This window comes from Sporolactobacillus terrae DSM 11697 (assembly GCF_000648615.1).
GTDB lineage: Bacteria > Bacillota > Bacilli > Bacillales > Sporolactobacillaceae > Sporolactobacillus > Sporolactobacillus terrae.
In genome coordinates, this window is the sequence record NZ_JFZC01000059.1 from 1 (window position 1) to 15,504 (window position 15,504).

17 protein-coding genes are annotated in these 15,504 nt (G+C 43.9%); all 17 read left to right on the forward strand.

The features are described 5' to 3' along the window. The first annotated feature begins 92 nt into the window (after window positions 1–92). The 17 genes from AA84_RS0112065 to AA84_RS0112145 all read left to right on the forward strand — a co-directional run bounded on the left by AA84_RS0112065 (window position 93) and on the right by AA84_RS0112145 (window position 15,470). The gene (locus AA84_RS0112065) at window positions 93–410 is read left to right on the forward strand and encodes a hypothetical protein (RefSeq protein ID WP_028977409.1); all 318 of its coding nucleotides are present in this window, start codon (window positions 93–95) and stop codon (window positions 408–410) included. Further along, window positions 407–838, forward strand: a complete 432-nt coding sequence (locus AA84_RS0112070) for an HK97-gp10 family putative phage morphogenesis protein (protein ID WP_028977410.1) — start codon at window positions 407–409, stop codon at window positions 836–838. Before AA84_RS0112065 ends, AA84_RS0112070 begins: the two co-directional genes overlap by 4 nt. Continuing rightward, the gene (locus tag AA84_RS0112075; protein ID WP_028977411.1) at window positions 822–1,229 is read left to right on the forward strand and encodes a DUF3168 domain-containing protein; all 408 of its coding nucleotides are present in this window, start codon (window positions 822–824) and stop codon (window positions 1,227–1,229) included. The genes AA84_RS0112070 and AA84_RS0112075 overlap by 17 nt, the downstream gene beginning before the upstream one ends. A gap of 5 nt (window positions 1,230–1,234) precedes the next feature. Beyond that, a complete protein-coding gene (locus tag AA84_RS0112080) occupies window positions 1,235–1,648 on the forward strand; it encodes a phage major tail protein, TP901-1 family (RefSeq protein ID WP_051577974.1) in 414 nt (137 codons plus the stop codon). A 3-nt stretch (window positions 1,649–1,651) separates the two neighbouring features. Further along, window positions 1,652–2,005, forward strand: coding sequence for a hypothetical protein (locus tag AA84_RS0112085; RefSeq protein ID WP_028977413.1), 354 nt, complete (start codon window positions 1,652–1,654; stop codon window positions 2,003–2,005). A 50-nt stretch (window positions 2,006–2,055) separates the two neighbouring features. Further along, entirely contained in the window at window positions 2,056–2,274 is a 219-nt protein-coding gene (locus tag AA84_RS0112090) for a hypothetical protein (RefSeq protein ID WP_152540369.1), read from the forward strand. Between the two features lie 37 nt (window positions 2,275–2,311). Beyond that, complete coding sequence (locus tag AA84_RS0112095; RefSeq protein WP_028977415.1) at window positions 2,312–4,771, forward strand: phage tail tape measure protein; 2,460 nt, start codon at window positions 2,312–2,314, stop codon at window positions 4,769–4,771. Next, entirely contained in the window at window positions 4,768–5,631 is an 864-nt protein-coding gene (locus AA84_RS0112100) for a phage tail family protein (RefSeq protein WP_051577975.1), read from the forward strand. The genes AA84_RS0112095 and AA84_RS0112100 overlap by 4 nt, the downstream gene beginning before the upstream one ends. A gap of 12 nt (window positions 5,632–5,643) precedes the next feature. Next, on the forward strand, window positions 5,644–6,753 hold the full coding sequence (locus AA84_RS17775; protein ID WP_051577977.1) for a phage tail protein: 1,110 nt from the start codon (window positions 5,644–5,646) through the stop codon (window positions 6,751–6,753). Next, window positions 6,746–7,234, forward strand: a complete 489-nt coding sequence (locus AA84_RS0112110) for a hypothetical protein (protein ID WP_028977417.1) — start codon at window positions 6,746–6,748, stop codon at window positions 7,232–7,234. The genes AA84_RS17775 and AA84_RS0112110 overlap by 8 nt, the downstream gene beginning before the upstream one ends. Beyond that, a complete protein-coding gene (locus AA84_RS0112115) occupies window positions 7,231–9,447 on the forward strand; it encodes a hypothetical protein (RefSeq protein WP_028977418.1) in 2,217 nt (738 codons plus the stop codon). The genes AA84_RS0112110 and AA84_RS0112115 overlap by 4 nt, the downstream gene beginning before the upstream one ends. A 74-nt stretch (window positions 9,448–9,521) precedes the next feature. Continuing rightward, window positions 9,522–10,091, forward strand: coding sequence for a serine O-acetyltransferase (locus tag AA84_RS17780; RefSeq protein ID WP_051577978.1), 570 nt, complete (start codon window positions 9,522–9,524; stop codon window positions 10,089–10,091). Between the two features lie 233 nt (window positions 10,092–10,324). Beyond that, entirely contained in the window at window positions 10,325–10,807 is a 483-nt protein-coding gene (locus tag AA84_RS0112125) for a hypothetical protein (protein ID WP_028977419.1), read from the forward strand. Between the two features lie 148 nt (window positions 10,808–10,955). Beyond that, window positions 10,956–11,354: a phage holin family protein gene (locus AA84_RS0112130; RefSeq protein WP_037563579.1), complete on the forward strand. Its 399-nt coding sequence runs from the start codon at window positions 10,956–10,958 to the stop codon at window positions 11,352–11,354. Further along, window positions 11,354–12,415, forward strand: a complete 1,062-nt coding sequence (locus tag AA84_RS18680) for a peptidoglycan-binding protein (protein WP_152540370.1) — start codon at window positions 11,354–11,356, stop codon at window positions 12,413–12,415. The genes AA84_RS0112130 and AA84_RS18680 overlap by 1 nt, the downstream gene beginning before the upstream one ends. Window positions 12,416–12,917: 502 nt before the next feature. After that, window positions 12,918–14,984: a peptidoglycan D,D-transpeptidase FtsI family protein gene (locus AA84_RS0112140; protein ID WP_028977421.1), complete on the forward strand. Its 2,067-nt coding sequence runs from the start codon at window positions 12,918–12,920 to the stop codon at window positions 14,982–14,984. A gap of 177 nt (window positions 14,985–15,161) precedes the next feature. After that, window positions 15,162–15,470: a DUF6506 family protein gene (locus tag AA84_RS0112145; RefSeq protein WP_028977422.1), complete on the forward strand. Its 309-nt coding sequence runs from the start codon at window positions 15,162–15,164 to the stop codon at window positions 15,468–15,470. Window positions 15,471–15,504: the final 34 nt, after the last annotated feature.

Sequence of the window (15,504 nt, forward strand, 5' to 3'; positions counted from 1 at the left end):
TAACGAGGATTCTGAAAAGTACCAGCGTTCCTATGCGATGCTGCGCAACGATTTGTCTTTGAGTCAGGATTATTTGCCGGTTGGTGATACCGATGTTTAAAGATGTGGTGACGCTGATTAAGACGCGCCAGGAGCGCATTAAAGGCGGCGGCTTCAACGAGGTCATTGATGCGCAGCGCAACGTTTTTGCCGGCAAGCAGAGCGCAGGGCGCACAGAATTCTATATGGCTGCTCAAGCAGATCTGCAGGTGGAAAAAGTCTTCAAGATCCGGATTGCGGATTATCAGGATGAACGCACGCTTCTTAATGACGGAACCTGTTACTCCATCATTCGTGATTATGAGAAAGGCGATTTCGTGTTTTTAACCTGTCAGAAACGACTGGGTGGCTTGGATGAGGTGTTGTCATGAGTCGGACTATTGATGTAAATGTCGAGGGAACAGAGGCGACTGTTCAGGCGATCAAATTATTTGATATGGAAACACGGAAACAACTGATCGATCTTGTGAAAGAAACGGCCGGCAATATTCGAAAGAGTGCGCGAGCGCGGGCACCAATTGCGAAAACACCGGTCTCGAAGGGTGCACGAGGCGATCTAAAGCGATCCATCCGCGCCAAGTACTTCGATGGCGGTTTGTCAGCCACCGTTGTTCCGAGAAAGCCCAAGGGTTCTCATCGTCATTTAGTTGAATACGGAACGGCAAGTCGGCGGACGAAAAGCGGAGCCAATCGCGGCAGAATGCCAAAGATGCCGTTTATGGGTCCGGAAGAACATGCGCAAGACAGCGTCTACAATGCCAAAGTGAAGGGGTTGGTTGATCGTGACAAGACTGTTTGAAACCGAGATTCTGAACGTTCAGGACGCGGTCTTTCAACGATTGGCCAATGACCCTGGATTGTCGGCAGTGGTTACTGGCATCTTTGACAAAGTACCGGAAACCAAAAACTTTCCATATGTGGTGCTCGGCCGCTGCTATGCGACGCCGTATCGAACAAAAAGTACTGACGGTGAACGGATTGAGCTGACGTTGGATATTTGGAGCGGCGACAACGGCAAGAAAGAAACGATCGACATTGCGAATTTGATTGGCGCTGCGCTGGAAGATCCCCTTTCCCTCGATAGCGCCGATCTTTTTTCTCAAGAATTAAAGAGCATTGAAGTCCTGGAAGAGGTCACTGACCTTTTTCACGGGACATTGGTTTATGAATTCATTTTAGATAAGGAGTGAGCGATTTGCCAAAAGTAAAAGGCGTCAATTGCAAGCTATACATCGTTGAAGGCGATCCGGAAAGCCCGACCATACTTGCTGGTCAGCGCAACGCAACACTGAACCGAAGCGCGGATACGATTGAAACAACCGCAAAGGACAGCGAAGGTGGTTGGAAAGAAAACGAAGCAGCATTCAAAGAATGGTCGATCGATGCAGACGGCCTGCTGGTTGAATCCGATGCAGCCTACGACGCGCTGGAAGAGAAATTCAACAACTCGGAAAAAGTGGATGTCGTGATCATCATGCAGAACGGATCCAAATATTCCGGAAAGGCTATTCTGAACGATTTCCCAATTGAAATGCCTTACGACGATATGGCAACCTATTCCAGTTCATTCACGGGCGATGGCCCACTAACAAAAGTACCGGCGGTGTAAACGATGGAAAAGACAATTATTCAGACGAGAAACGACACTTATTTTTTACGATTCTCTATTAATGCGCATTGTGAAGCTGAAGAACTGCTTGGTATGCCGATTACCCAGGTCGGCGACAATGCAGGCATTTCAACGATGCGTACTCTTCTATATGTTGGTCTGAAGTATGGCGGCCGTGCGGTAACCATGGATCAGGCGGGAAACATCATGGAAGAAATCATTGATGAAAAAGGGATGGAAGGCTTCACAACCAAAATTAGTGAGGCTGTTCAAAAGTCCTTCAACAAACAAAACAACGACAGCTTCAAACGTAATCAAGGGTTTAAAAAAAAGGGCTCAGCGACTACACGGAAGTGATCGCTGAAGGTGTCCTGGCGTTCGGTCTTTCACCTGAAGAGGTCGGTGAGTTGACCTATAAGGAATTTAATACGCTCATGACACGCCACAACCTGCAAGAACGCAATGGATTGGAAATGCAGCGAAATGTGATGCTGAACGCGATCATCAATGCGTTCCGGAAGAAAAACGCGCGGTTCTTACCTCTTTTTGAAGAGGAAAATAAAATGACAACAGAAGAAATCATTCAGGAACGACATGAATTGTTTGGCAGGAATGAACTGACCTAATGGTTCTTTTTTTATGCCATTGGAAGGGGGAATTCGCTTGGCACTTATCGTCAAGATCGGCGCAAATCTAGACAATTTTAATAAGCAAATGCGCAAATTGACCAAAGATACGAAGAATGTCGGCGGTAGTTTGCAAGACCTTGGCGGTAAGCTTACTGCCGGATTGACCCTTCCATTAGTTGGTGTCGGCGCCGCATCACTCAAGACTGCGGACGACTTTCAAAAATCACAAGGCATGATGCAGGCACGCTTGGGCGAAACCTCAGGTCGTGCGAAAGAACTAGAATCCGTTGCCCGTGATGTCTGGAAGAACGGATTCGGGGAAAACGTTCAAGCTGCAGCTGATGGCGTGACCATGGTCAATCAGAACATGAAGGGCATGAGCAACAAAGAGATCAATGGGGTGACCAAGTCCGCCTTCATGCTGAGTGATGTGTTCGGATTCGATTTAAACGAATCGACACGCGCGGGGAAAGCGCTCATGGACAACTTCGGTGTTTCGGGAACTAAGGCCATGGATTTGATCACGGTCGGTGCGCAAAAAGGTGGCGACTATTCCGGAGAATTGCTCGACACGATCTCCGAGTATTCCGTTCAATTTTCGTCCATGGGCATGAGTGCGGACGACATGTTCAATATCTTCATCCAGGGCGCGCAGAACGGCGCTTTTAACCTGGATAAAGTCGGCGACGCGGTCAAGGAATTCAACATACGTGCCCAGGACGGCTCTAAAACGACCAAAGAAGGATTTGCGATGATTGGTCTCAATGCCAATCAAATGGGCACAGCGATTGCCAAAGGCGGCGAAGACGGACGTAAAGCTTTTATGGCCACCGTTGCCGCACTCGCCAAAATGAAAGATCCGATGAAGCAAAATCAGGCAGGCGTCGCTTTATTCGGGACGCAGTGGGAAGATGTCCGAGGCAAAGTGATTAAGGCCATGGATCCGGCAGTCAATAAGCTGGGCGAAGTAGACGGTGCGGCTAAACGCGCCGGCGAGTCCGCCTATAACAGTTTAGGCGACAAGTTCCAGCAAACTATGAGAAGCCTTGGAGAAGCCCTTGCACCCATTGGCGATGTATTGCTGAACATGGCCGATCAAATTTTCCCGGTAATTCAGAATGCGGTGAGCACCTTGTCGAGTGCTTTTCAATCTTTATCTCCGTCAACGCAGACATTCATTGTCGTTCTGGGATTGATTGCGGCAGCGATCGGGCCGATACTCGCTGTGGTAGGGACGATGATCATTGCGTTTGGCCAACTATCTGCGGCTTGTGGAATATTAGAGATTAGTATGGCAGCCGCTTTTTGGTGGGTGGCGGCAATTATTGCCGCACTTGCAGCGATAGTGGCTATTATCGTGTATTGGGATGAGATCAAGAAATATTTTGCCGTGTTCTGGTCGTACTTGCAGAGCCTGTTCTCAGCTGCACTGAATTTTATAAACGGACTGTTTGCATCCATTTGGGGCGGAATCGTTTCATTTACACAGTCCATTTGGAATGGATTAGTGAACTTTTTTACGTCTGTGCTAAGCGGATTGAACAGCCTTTTCACATCGGTATGGAATGGAATTAAGAGCGTCACCTCCGCTGTGTGGTCAGCAATATCCGGATTCTTGAGCGAACTTTGGAATGGCATCAGCGGCGCTGCGAAAGCCGTGTGGAATGGTCTTTCAGCTTACTTTAGCTTTGTGTTGAATGCGTACAAAACCATTTTTATGACCGTATGGAATGCGATTAAAGGCTTCTTGGTTGGGTTATGGAACGGTATTATATCAGTTGGCCGCGCGATTTGGAACGGCTTGGTGAGCTATTATTCCGGAGTATTCAGCACGATTTTTAGTGTGACTTCAACAGTCTGGAATGCAATTAAATCAGTGATCGTTGCTGTTTGGAATGGAATAAAAAGCGGGGTATCAAGTGCGGTCCATACGGTGTCGTCAGTTGTTTCAGGGGTTTGGAATGGTATTAAGTCGGTCACATCGTCCGTTTGGAACGGGATTAAGAATGCCATTGTCTCACCAATCAGCGCAGCCAAGGACAAGATTGCCGGGATCGTCAATGCAATTAAAGGGTTTTTCAGCGGCATGCATCTCAGCTTGCCGAGAATCAAAATGCCGCATTTCAGCATTGACGGTAAATTCAGCCTGGCACCGCCGAGCGTGCCGAAGCTGAACATCAAATGGTTCAAAACTGGCGGTGTCATTAAAGGAACGCCAGGAGGAAGCCTTATCGGTGCCGGTGAAGCAGGGGACGAGGCGATTGTTCCGTTATCCAATAAATCCAAGATGCTGCCATTTGCGCAAGCAATCGCTTCGATGATCGGATCCGGGAATGATGAGGACACATCGAACGGGCCGCAGATCTTGCGCATGGAGAATGTTCTGAACCTGGACGGTCGGGAACTGGCACGGATCCTGCAGCCGATGCTGGATATAGCCAATGCGGATAAGATCACGATTGATGCGATTATGTCAGGAGGTCTGCCGGGATGACGTATGCAATGCAAGAAGGTTATGGCGACAAAATAAAGCTGGATGCCATGATTACGAAGATGGACGGCACGCAGATTGTGCTGTCTGAGGCGGGAATTAAGCTGCGTGACTTCATAGTCAGCGCACCAACGCCACAGCACCAAACAGCCGAGGTTAGCGGACGTGATGGGTTGCAGGATCTGGGGACAATGTACGGTCCAAGAAAGATTCATTGTCCGTTATCGTTTCGTTCAATTGATCGTGCTGAGTTTTCGTTACTCCGAGATGAAATTTTTCAACTCTTTGACAGTAAAGAGCCTTTTTTTATTACGGAGAACAGGCAACCGGGCAAGCGCTGGAAGGTCAAGGTTGATGGGGATTATACCATTGATCAATCTCATCTGGTTGGCCTGTTTGAAATTGATCTGGTCTCGTTTTATCCCTATGCGGAGTCGGTGGTCAGCACTTGTGCCGAGCCGATTGATACGGACAGTGAAAACTGGCAGGCGATTGGTGCTGGCATGACCTTGGAAGAGGATATGGAGTATGAGCAGCACGCGGCTTCATTTCGCATCTGGAATGGTGGCGATCGGCCGATTGATCCGACAGAGAATATGCTCGTGATTACGTATAGCGGTGCATCTGATGGCCTGTTGATCCGGAACAAGACAACCGGCGAGGTGTGGCAGTACAGCGGCACCACATCGGGTTCTGATCAGATTGTCCTGGACGGAGTGAAGAATCTGAAAAATGGTTTGAGCATCCTTGGCCAAACAAATTTAGGACTGATCAGTCTAGCTAAAGGATGGAACGATTTTGAAATCATCGGAGCAACCGGCGCTTTTACAATTTCTTTTGATTTTCGGTTTTTGTTCCTGTGAGGTGTGATCGCGATGCGAGATTTATTGATTAAGAACTTGGAAGGAAAAATAGAACGGCTGACCGATTATTCGGTCACAAGGAAAAGGACGGTCAATGCGGAAAAGTCGATTGATGTGACCATCTATCGGACAGCGCGTAACGCGCATGCCTACCCGATGATCGCCAACGAAAGCGAGCTGGACTATGAAGGCGATCCGTACATCATCAAGCAGCTGAAAGAGCGGACGATTGGCAAGACAGTCGCGGCGACGCTCACAGCCACGCACAAGATCTATGATCAGCTGGCCAACAATTATATTTATGACACGATCACCGGCACATTCACGCTGCAGGCGCTTCTGCAGTTTTTACTGCAGGGGACAGGTATCTCGATACAGTTGACTACTGACGGATTGCCGAATTCTGTGACCGTGGAAAATTTCGGCGATGATGACTCTTTTTCCTTGTTGAAAAGCGCGCTTGATAAATTCGGCGCCGAATACTTGCCGGCCAAAGATAAAATCATTGTGGCCAAAGAACTTGGCAAAGTGACCGACTATCAGCTGCGGTTCCGGTTCAACATCAGCGATCCGGAAAAGTCGATTGACACATCTTCGCTGAAAACCTACATTCGCGGCTATGGAAAGCAGAATGAGGATGGTTCCTACGTTGCCCAGGTCGAATACACGAGCCCGCTGGCCAGCGTTCCCGGCATAGGTATTCGGCATGCGAAGCCGGTACGCGATGACCGTTTCACGAACAACGACACGCTGCTTGCTTATTGCATCGCGCAACTGACGGATTCGATCAATATTTCAATCGACCTCACCTATGTTGAACTGCGTGATGCTGGTATTCAAAATATTGATTTTGGCGACTATGTCTGGTGCATTATCGAGCCATTCGGCATTAAAACAGCCATACGTGTGATGGCGATCGAGGATTACTCAAACGAAAAAGAATCTCCCAAGTTCACACTTGGCGAGCTCAGGCGCACGGCCACACAGGTGATCAGCGGCATCACAAGAGCATCACGGAACATTTCAACGCTTAGCGTGCGACTTGACGACACTTTCAAGGTTGCCAATACTGCTTATGGCGATCGAATCATCAGCACCAAGGTAGGTGAAATTAATGACTGACATTGTTCAAATGAGCTATCCAAGCGGCGATCCCTTCTATCCCAAAACGCACGCACAAGCGATTGAGGGACTGTCTGATGAGATCGGTGGTGCAATCAATTATCCGGTAAAATCCGTCAATGGAAAAGTCGGAGATGTACAGATTGGCGCTGCCAACATAGGGACTTACACCGATGACGAAATTGATAACAAACTTGCTGGTAAAGTTAGTAAGGTAACCGGAAAAGGGTTATCAACCAACGATTATACAGATGCAGACCAGACAGAAGTTGCGAAGATCGCAAACAAAGTGGACAAGCAGCCTGGCAAGGGCTTATCAACAAACGACTACACGGATTCAGATAAGGATGAAGTCGAAAAAATTGCGGGGAAAATGGATGCAGTCCTGGTTTCACCAAGTGGCAATAAATTCACTTTGGTTGTGGACGATGAAGGTAATTTGAGCACAGAGGCATATGTGGAAGGAGCTGGCGAATCATGAAATGGCCATACGAAAATATTGGAGTATTGACGACACGCGCATTTCGTAATCTATTAAACAAAATCTTCGGTGACATCGGCGCAGACATGCAGGAACAGAAGGACCGAGTTGACAACTTAATTAATGGTACGGAGCAACAATCTGAAGTTATTGACATGCACCTGGGGCGGGATGGACAAACCTATCCAGTTGCAAGGGATATGGTGCTAGGTGAAATCGGCAAAACGGAAGCCGCACAAGCACAAATTAACCAGGACACTGCTGCGCAGTTGGCGGATGAAGCGAAGCAACGCCAGGATGAAGACAACAAAAGAGTCATGCAGATCAATTACGATGCTGACCGTGCATTCACTAACAGTCAAATTGCTGCAATATCATCTCCATTCGGTCAATCTTATGAAACTCTTGACGAGTTAAACATAGCACATCCAATTAGCGATGGTAAAAATCACATTGTTACATCTGAGAATAACTATTATTTTTGGATTGATGGCGCTGGATGGACAAGCGGCGGTGGAATCCCAACAATTGGGGATGGAGTGGTCACGCCAAAAACAACTAATTTTGCAAAAAGGATAAATATATTAGACGCTGGAAGTGCACGAATAGGATACTCAACTGGTATGGGCATAGGTATTACGTTAGACGAAGCAGTGATAGAAAACCCCAATAATGTTTTGTTTTATAAAATTCCCGTTAAGCCGAATACCACCTACAAAATCTATTCGGACTTTTTGACAAAATTCACTCAATACAATAAGACACAGCTGTCTATATTACAATTTAAGAGTAATGGCGTGAGCACAGTATATACACCAATAGCAGGAAATAATTATAGTCCCGAACTGACAACCGAAGTTGATACTGCTTATATTAATTTGGCTTTAAACAATGTTGATACAAATTCAGGTTATTACCAGCGTTTGATGATGGTTGATTCTGACTTTATTCCGACACGATTTTATCAATATGGTGAAATCAATATCAATAAGTGGGAAGATCGTTTATCTTATTTGGAAACGGATCGAGTGCAATTCAAAATTAAAAATGCTTGTAAATTGATTGAAGATGCGGGAACCATTTATAACTTAGATTCATTGGAACCAGTTGTAAATTGTTCTGTTATTGATGACGGGGGTACCAAAAAATATGCCAATAAAGCAAAAAGAGTTGTATCTGTATATACTTCAGATGGTTTCGGGCGTGTCAAACTATCCTTTGATAAACCAGTATCTTTTAATTCGCTAACTCTTGTATTTTTTGCTTATGACCAAACTAATTCTGATGCAAAAATAAGAGTTGATCTGTCAGCAGATGGCAACTATTCAGATGCTATTGGGACGCATTTAAATGGCAGATACGAGCAAGGTATAAACTATTTAAAATTGACTCGCCCAATGTTTAGTGGTGTAGCTCCTGCCACTATAAAGGCTCTTTATATTACTATATCTGCAAGAAATACATTGAATGTCGGTGATAAATTCGGAATTTTAACACTAGACAGTGTCATTGTTGATCAAAAGATGCGTCCGGTAGTGCTCCTGTCATTAGATCAGCTGCATCAAGAATCATTTGATAATGGAGCATATCAATATGCTTTAGATAATAACGTTCCATTTAGTTTATTTTGTGGAGATTGGCAGAATGTCCAGCAGAGTTGGATTGATTGGTGCAAAAAAATCGAATATGAAAATGGATGTGAATTGGGTTGCTATGGTGGATACACTGGCGATGGTGCTAACAATCTAGTAGTGGCTAATGCAACAGACTACAGGACCGCTAAGGATAATTTAGACTTATCTTACAATAAGTTTACTGAAATATTTTGTCACGAACCGTTTTCTTATGCTGCCGCGCAAGGTATTCTCACACCTGTAAACAAGCCAGCGATTAGAGATGCAGGGTTTGTATTAGCAAGAGGTGGAGTAACTGTATACACAGGATATTTAGATAAGTATTCTGGTAGTATTTCACAATGGGGGCTAGGTTATGATAAAGCATTATCTATCATACAAGGAATGATAGATAATGCTATACAATATAACTACTGTATTGACATGTTTACGCATGGTGTCTTTGATGGAGCAACCGAACCTGATTATATGCATTTAGATATTTGGGAAGGAATGATCGACTATATTGTTCAAAAGAGAGATGAAGGATCGATTGACGTAATGACTCATAAGCAATTTTATGATGCGTGTGTGAAATAAAATTAATAGAGTGATATAGATAACTTGTGGGGAAAACCATATAATCTTAATATATACTTGTGGGGGATGATTATATGGAGACTCTCAAAAACGATTTAAAAAATTATGCGAAGAACGCAACAATGAAAAATATGATAGTTAAATATTTATTAGAACCAGGTTTTAAATATACGGTCCATCTAAGAATTTGTCAAAAATTATATCATAAAAAATTTTTAAAACCGTTATATATCTTAGCTAGATTAAGATTGAATCATTATCAGTATAAATACGGTATTCAAATTTATCCATCTAGTCCTATAGGCGATTATCTAAATATTCCTCACTTTGGATGCATTGTTGTCCATAATAAAGCTAAAATTGGTCATCATTGCACAATTAGACATGGAGTAACTATTGGAAGGACATCTCAAGGGATACCTTCACTGGGGAATTTTGTCAGCATAGGTGCTGGAGCAAAAATAATAGGTCCCATTAAGATTGGAAATAATGTTACTGTAGGAGCTAATGCTGTTGTGAACAGAGATGTTCCTGATAATTGTGTGGTTGCTGGTATACCTGCCCGCATCATCAAATTAAACGGGGAACGAGTTAATTTGACGCTTAAAGAATATTGGAATCAACAAAATGAATTGAGCGTTTAAGGACGCTACTGCGCAACAACTAAATAATTATAATTACATTGTGAACGACTATTATTGATTTTTTTATCCATATCTTTGCAGGTATGGATTTTAAATTTAAAGATCTATGGATGATTCAAGATTTTTGTATGAAGTCCGATAAAAGATGTGGTGGAATTGAAATCAATCTCATTAATAAGTTACATGCAATTGCAAATAGTATATCCACATCAAAATGGCAAGGAGTCTTTATTATGGGCAAGATGATTAACTTATTAACAACTATACCAGTTGCTTTTATAACAACAATAATTACAATTATGGCTACAAACGTCAAAGATTACATTAAAGATACTACAACAAAAAGAAAATATGCTGCAATATTATATTACGATATGAATGATTCAATAGAAATGCTGACAGCTGAAAATGTAAAGGGAGTTTTTAAAAATCAATTTACCTTTATTGACAAAAATAAAATTTATGACTATTTGTTGTCTATTAGAGGCATTGTATCAGAGGATAGTTTTAAGAACATTAAAGTCTATTATAAAAATATCTTTCTCTTAGAAAATGCTTGGAAAAAGTATTGGGATAGTAAAGATCAAAAGCAGATAAAGTTATTAGAAAAAGATTATTTTTCCACATTAAATGTACTAAAGTCAATATATACAAATGATGAGTTAGGTTTTAAAGATACCATCAATCGCTTAAAAGAAATAGCTAAAATTAAATAAAATTTAGTTCTCTACTTTACAATAAATCAAATGTTGAATTTGAGCCCTTCAGGGCTCTTTTTTCATACCTCAATAAAGGAGTTGATCCTTTTATTTCAGACCCATATCGGGTCTATTTTTTATGCTCAAATTTAAAGGAGGCGTCATTGTGAATACATTTGAATTTGTTTATCGCTCAGCTGCTATTCTGCTTGGGGCAGTCGTCGGTTATCTGTTTGGGGGTTGGTCCATGCTGATCAGTATTTTGTTTGCTTTCATCGCCATTGATTATTTATCCGGGGTTGTGGCAGCGGCTTATCTTGGCAAGCTGTCGTCGAGTGTCGGATTCCATGGTATTGCCAAAAAGGTCATGATCATTATCATCGTGGCTGCAGCACATTTGGCTGATCAGGGACTGGGAACGGAACATGTTGCACGGGATGCGGTAATCTTTTTCTACTTAGCTAATGAGCTGCTTTCGATTTTGGAAAACGCCGGCAAGACCGGGCTTCCTGTTCCGGAGCAGATTACAAAAATGGTTGAGATTCTTAAAGGGGGTAAAAAATGATGGGTGTACAAGCTATTGACACAGCAACAAAGTTGAATAAGGAAAAGGCGAAGCAACTGCATGCTTCGGGTATCCGATTGGTTGGACGATACATTGGCAGCCCGGACAGCTGGAAGACGCTTGAAAAAGCCGAAGTCAGTGCGTTAAAAGAAGCTGGTATCACTATTTATTCAATTCGACAGACGACCAATAATACGACATCCTTTTTTAATTATGCCAGAGGCGTGTCCGAAGCACAGGAAGCAGAGAAATGGGCCGAGAGTATTGGCCAGCCATCCGGAACAGCAATTTATTTTGCTGTGGACTTTGACGCCAGGGGTGCTGCGCTTGAGGCGGTGAAGCAGTTTTTCAAAGGCGTGTCCGATATGCTTAATGATTATAAGATTGGTGTGTATGGATCGTATAGTGTAGTTGGAGCACTCAGCGAGACAAGCTACACCGATTTTTATTTTCAGACCTATGCCTGGAGCAATGGAAAAGTCAGCAAGCATGCCGATCTGTACCAGTATAAAAATGGCCAAACAATTGCCGACGTAACAGTCGATTATAACGAGGTGAAAGGAGATGTGGGCGAATGGGGAGTTACAGCCATCAAAAATTCGGTCAAGCCTAAAGCCCAATCGTCTGGTTTGATTCGCAAAGGAGACAGAGGAGCTGCAGTGAAACAGCTGCAGAAAGATTTGATCAAAGCTGGTTATTCGTGCGGTAAAGCAGGAGCAGACGGCATCTTTGGAGAAGCTACTGAGACAGCGGTCAAGAAGCTGCAGAGGGCTTACAAAATCTCTGTCGATGGTATTGTTGGCAAATACACGTTAGCCGCTCTAAAAAAGAAACCTGCAAAGGCGAAAAAAACCGGATCTGCCGTTGTCCCTTATCCAGGACATCTTATCAGGAACGGAAGCACAGGAAAGGATGTCGAGCGAATCCAGCGTGCACTTGGGATCAATGCGGACGGCATTTTCGGCAAACAAACAGAAGCTGCAGTTAGTGCCTATCAGAAACGCCATGATTTGAGCGTAGATGGGATCGTTGGCGCTCAGACGTGGAACACTTTGTTTTGACATAATGCAGGACACCCGGCCATGCCGGGATACATATCCAATACAGAAAAAGGCTCATCCATGGTGGATGAAAAACTATGCAGCCCGATTATGCTATATATTTTGCATTAATTTTGCATTCATATCTGCATTGCCCTATTTTGGCCTATACAGTAAGGCATCCTGAACTAGGTTAGGCGGACTCTTCCTCCGTTGGTACATAATATTTACCATTTTGCAAACACTCGGAAGTAGCCATTTAAAGGCACTTCCGGGTGTTTTATTATGTTCCGATCGTCAATGAAAAGCAAAGAAAATCAAATCATTTTGCGCAAGTTCTGCACACGTTGCGTTTTGACAGAAAGATGGTACGAACTTAAAATGATAAAGAGTTCAAGTTGTATCACAATGCGTTCGTGTTGGCTTTGAGTCAATGATCATCAATACCGCTGCGCTTAAATGAAAAACGGCTAACGAATAGATATGTTTGGGTGATGAAAGCATTGTCCTAGGAGGGGAAAAAGTGGCGCAACAAACAGTGAAAAATAAGGGAACAAAAAATAATTTGCCGATGAGATTGAATCTATTATTTTTGGTTGTCTTTGTCGCTTTTGCCGGCTTAATCTTGAGGCTCGGCTACGTTCAGATCGTCAAAGGTGAAGATTATCGTAATGCTGTAAATAAAAATAAGACACAGGCTGCGCACGTCGATTCTGCACGGGGCAGAATTCTCGATAGGAATGGTGTGACGCTTGCCGACAATAAAGCAGAACTTGCGATCGTTTTTATTCGCAATGCGGGGATCAGTGCGCAGGAAGCTTTAAACTATGCAAAGAAGCTGTCTCAGTACTTAACCATGGATAATACGGCAATTAAAAAAATTTCCGATCGTGATAAAAGGGAATATTATGTGTTGACAAAGTTCAACGATCCGAAGGATGCGTATGCTAAATACCTGACTGCAGCAGAGCAGAAAAAGTATGAAAAGAAACCAATTCAGGCGTACAAGCTGTTGCTCTCGAAGATTCCAAAGTCGGAATTAACCGGTTACTCTGCAAAGGATGTTCAGATCATGGCGATTCAGCATGCCTTTAATCAAGCATCCAATTTAAATCCCTACATTATTAAACGAGGATTGAACGTTGACGACAAAGAATACATCAATGTTGTCGATCACTTGAATGAGTTTGACGGATCAATCCAGACTGCCGATGTCTCTTCAAGAGAATATATTAAAAACAAACCCTTTTATGTTGGTAAAACAGGCGATATACCGGAAGATAAGCTTAATGCTTATTTGGCACAAGGATACAGCCGCAATACCGAAGTAGGAACCAGTTATTTAGAGCAACAGTATGAAAATTATTTACGTGGTGTACCAATGACCTTGACCTATAAGACCGAAAAAGGACTTCCGGTTGGCAATCCGCAGATTAAAGATGGGACACGTGGGGATGATCTGCGGCTTACCATTGACATTCGCTTGCAAAAGAAACTTGATCAAGTTCTGGAACAAAAAATAATATCTGCACGGTCAATCGGGGGAAACGGGCAAAATGACAGCGCCTATGCCGTGATGATGAATCCGAAAACAGGCGCGGTTTTAGCCATTGGCGGTAAAAAATATGTCAATGGCAAATTCAAAGATGTATCCAGTGATGTCATTACTTCCCAGTTTGAAATGGGATCCGCGGTTAAGGGCGCAACGGAACTAATTGGCTTTCAACACAACGCGGTTCCCGAACATTTTTATGATAAAACGATTAAATATCCCGGAGGCAAGGGAAGTTTCTCCTCATGGGAACCGGGTGGGTTAGGCGCGCAAACGCCTGAAACAGCCTTGCAGTTTTCCTCGAACGTATTTATGGGGGCAATTGTTTCAAACATGGCCGGTATCCATTTAAGTTCAGCCGGCAGCTACTATAACGCACGCTTTCCGTCGGTAGATACGCCGAGGTTTCAAAAAGCGTTTAATGATCTGAGAAACGGCTACAGTCAGTTTGGCATGGGTGTGAAAACGGGCATTGATTTGCCTAAAGAAGGTACTGGATTCAATGGCGGCATGCCGGATAATCCAGGGCTGATCCATCAGTTTTCCATTGGCCAGTATGATACCTATACGCCGCTTGAAATGGTGCAATACATCTCGACCATTGCCAACGGCGGCTACCGGATGCAGCCGCATCTACTTGAGTCGGTTCATGAACCTGGGAAAGATGGCGACCAGTTGGGAAAAACAATCGATCAGTTTACACCGAAAGTGCTGAATACAATTGGCAATAATAAGCGCGATTTAGCACGTGTTCAGCATGGGCTCTATCTCGTGACCCATGGGGCGAACGGCACAGGCAGTGTGTTCAGAACTCAAGGCGAGAAATATAAAGTCGCAGCAAAAACCGGTACCGCGCAGATTGATCGCAAAGACCACAGCCTGTATAATGAAACGCTTGTCTCCTACGCGCCGTATGACGATCCGCAGGTTGCTATTGCGGTCGTTGTTCCGCGCGTGCGCAACGGTCATCAAAACCAAGAAATTGCGCTTGAAATGTATAAGGAATATGATAAGTTTTACCACTACACGAGCAAGTAAATACCATCAGTGCCGAAACGAAGCTCACATCAAAAAAGCCTTTGCTGTATACAGCCGCAAAGGCTTTTTTTTATTGATAAGAGTTATAAATCGAAACGATTTAACCGCATTGTAATCGCATACATTTATGTTATGCTGAATTGTGTAATCCGTTAAAAGAAGGAGAGGGTGGGAGAGATGGCAGAAGTAAAAGCAGCATTTCTTTTTATCGGACCGGAAATCAATACAGCACAAGCGCAGGCTCAGATTAAAACACCGGTAATCAATCTTAAAGTGGTTGGCGTACAAAATTATGAAGAAGCGGTGAATGCAGCTGTGGCGCTGGCTGATGAAGGCATTAAATGCATTGAATTATGCGGCGGATTCGGAAATGAAGGCGTAGGGAAAATCTCTGCAGCAGTAAGAGGGAAGGCTGCTGTCGGGGTGGTCCGATTTGATCACCATCCCGGCCTTGGATTTACGAGCGGTGACGAGGCTTTCTGTTAATACATGAGAAAACCCAAGCAGCAACCACTGCTTG

Bases quoted from the DNA above. Each gene is read 5' to 3' on its own strand.
- AA84_RS0112115 (WP_028977418.1), top strand. From the start codon at position 7,231: ATGAAATGGCCATACGAAAATATTGGAGTATTGACGACACGCGCATTT.
- AA84_RS0112085 (WP_028977413.1), top strand. From the start codon at position 1,652: ATGGAAAAGACAATTATTCAGACGAGAAACGACACTTATTTTTTACGA.
- AA84_RS0112110 (WP_028977417.1), top strand. From the start codon at position 6,746: ATGACTGACATTGTTCAAATGAGCTATCCAAGCGGCGATCCCTTCTAT.
- AA84_RS17780 (WP_051577978.1), top strand. From the start codon at position 9,522: ATGGAGACTCTCAAAAACGATTTAAAAAATTATGCGAAGAACGCAACA.
- AA84_RS0112065 (WP_028977409.1), top strand. From the start codon at position 93: ATGTTTAAAGATGTGGTGACGCTGATTAAGACGCGCCAGGAGCGCATT.
- AA84_RS0112070 (WP_028977410.1), top strand. From the start codon at position 407: ATGAGTCGGACTATTGATGTAAATGTCGAGGGAACAGAGGCGACTGTT.
- AA84_RS0112125 (WP_028977419.1), top strand. From the start codon at position 10,325: ATGGGCAAGATGATTAACTTATTAACAACTATACCAGTTGCTTTTATA.
- AA84_RS18680 (WP_152540370.1), top strand. From the start codon at position 11,354: ATGGGTGTACAAGCTATTGACACAGCAACAAAGTTGAATAAGGAAAAG.
- AA84_RS17775 (WP_051577977.1), top strand. From the start codon at position 5,644: ATGCGAGATTTATTGATTAAGAACTTGGAAGGAAAAATAGAACGGCTG.
- AA84_RS0112145 (WP_028977422.1), top strand. From the start codon at position 15,162: ATGGCAGAAGTAAAAGCAGCATTTCTTTTTATCGGACCGGAAATCAAT.
- AA84_RS0112100 (WP_051577975.1), top strand. From the start codon at position 4,768: ATGACGTATGCAATGCAAGAAGGTTATGGCGACAAAATAAAGCTGGAT.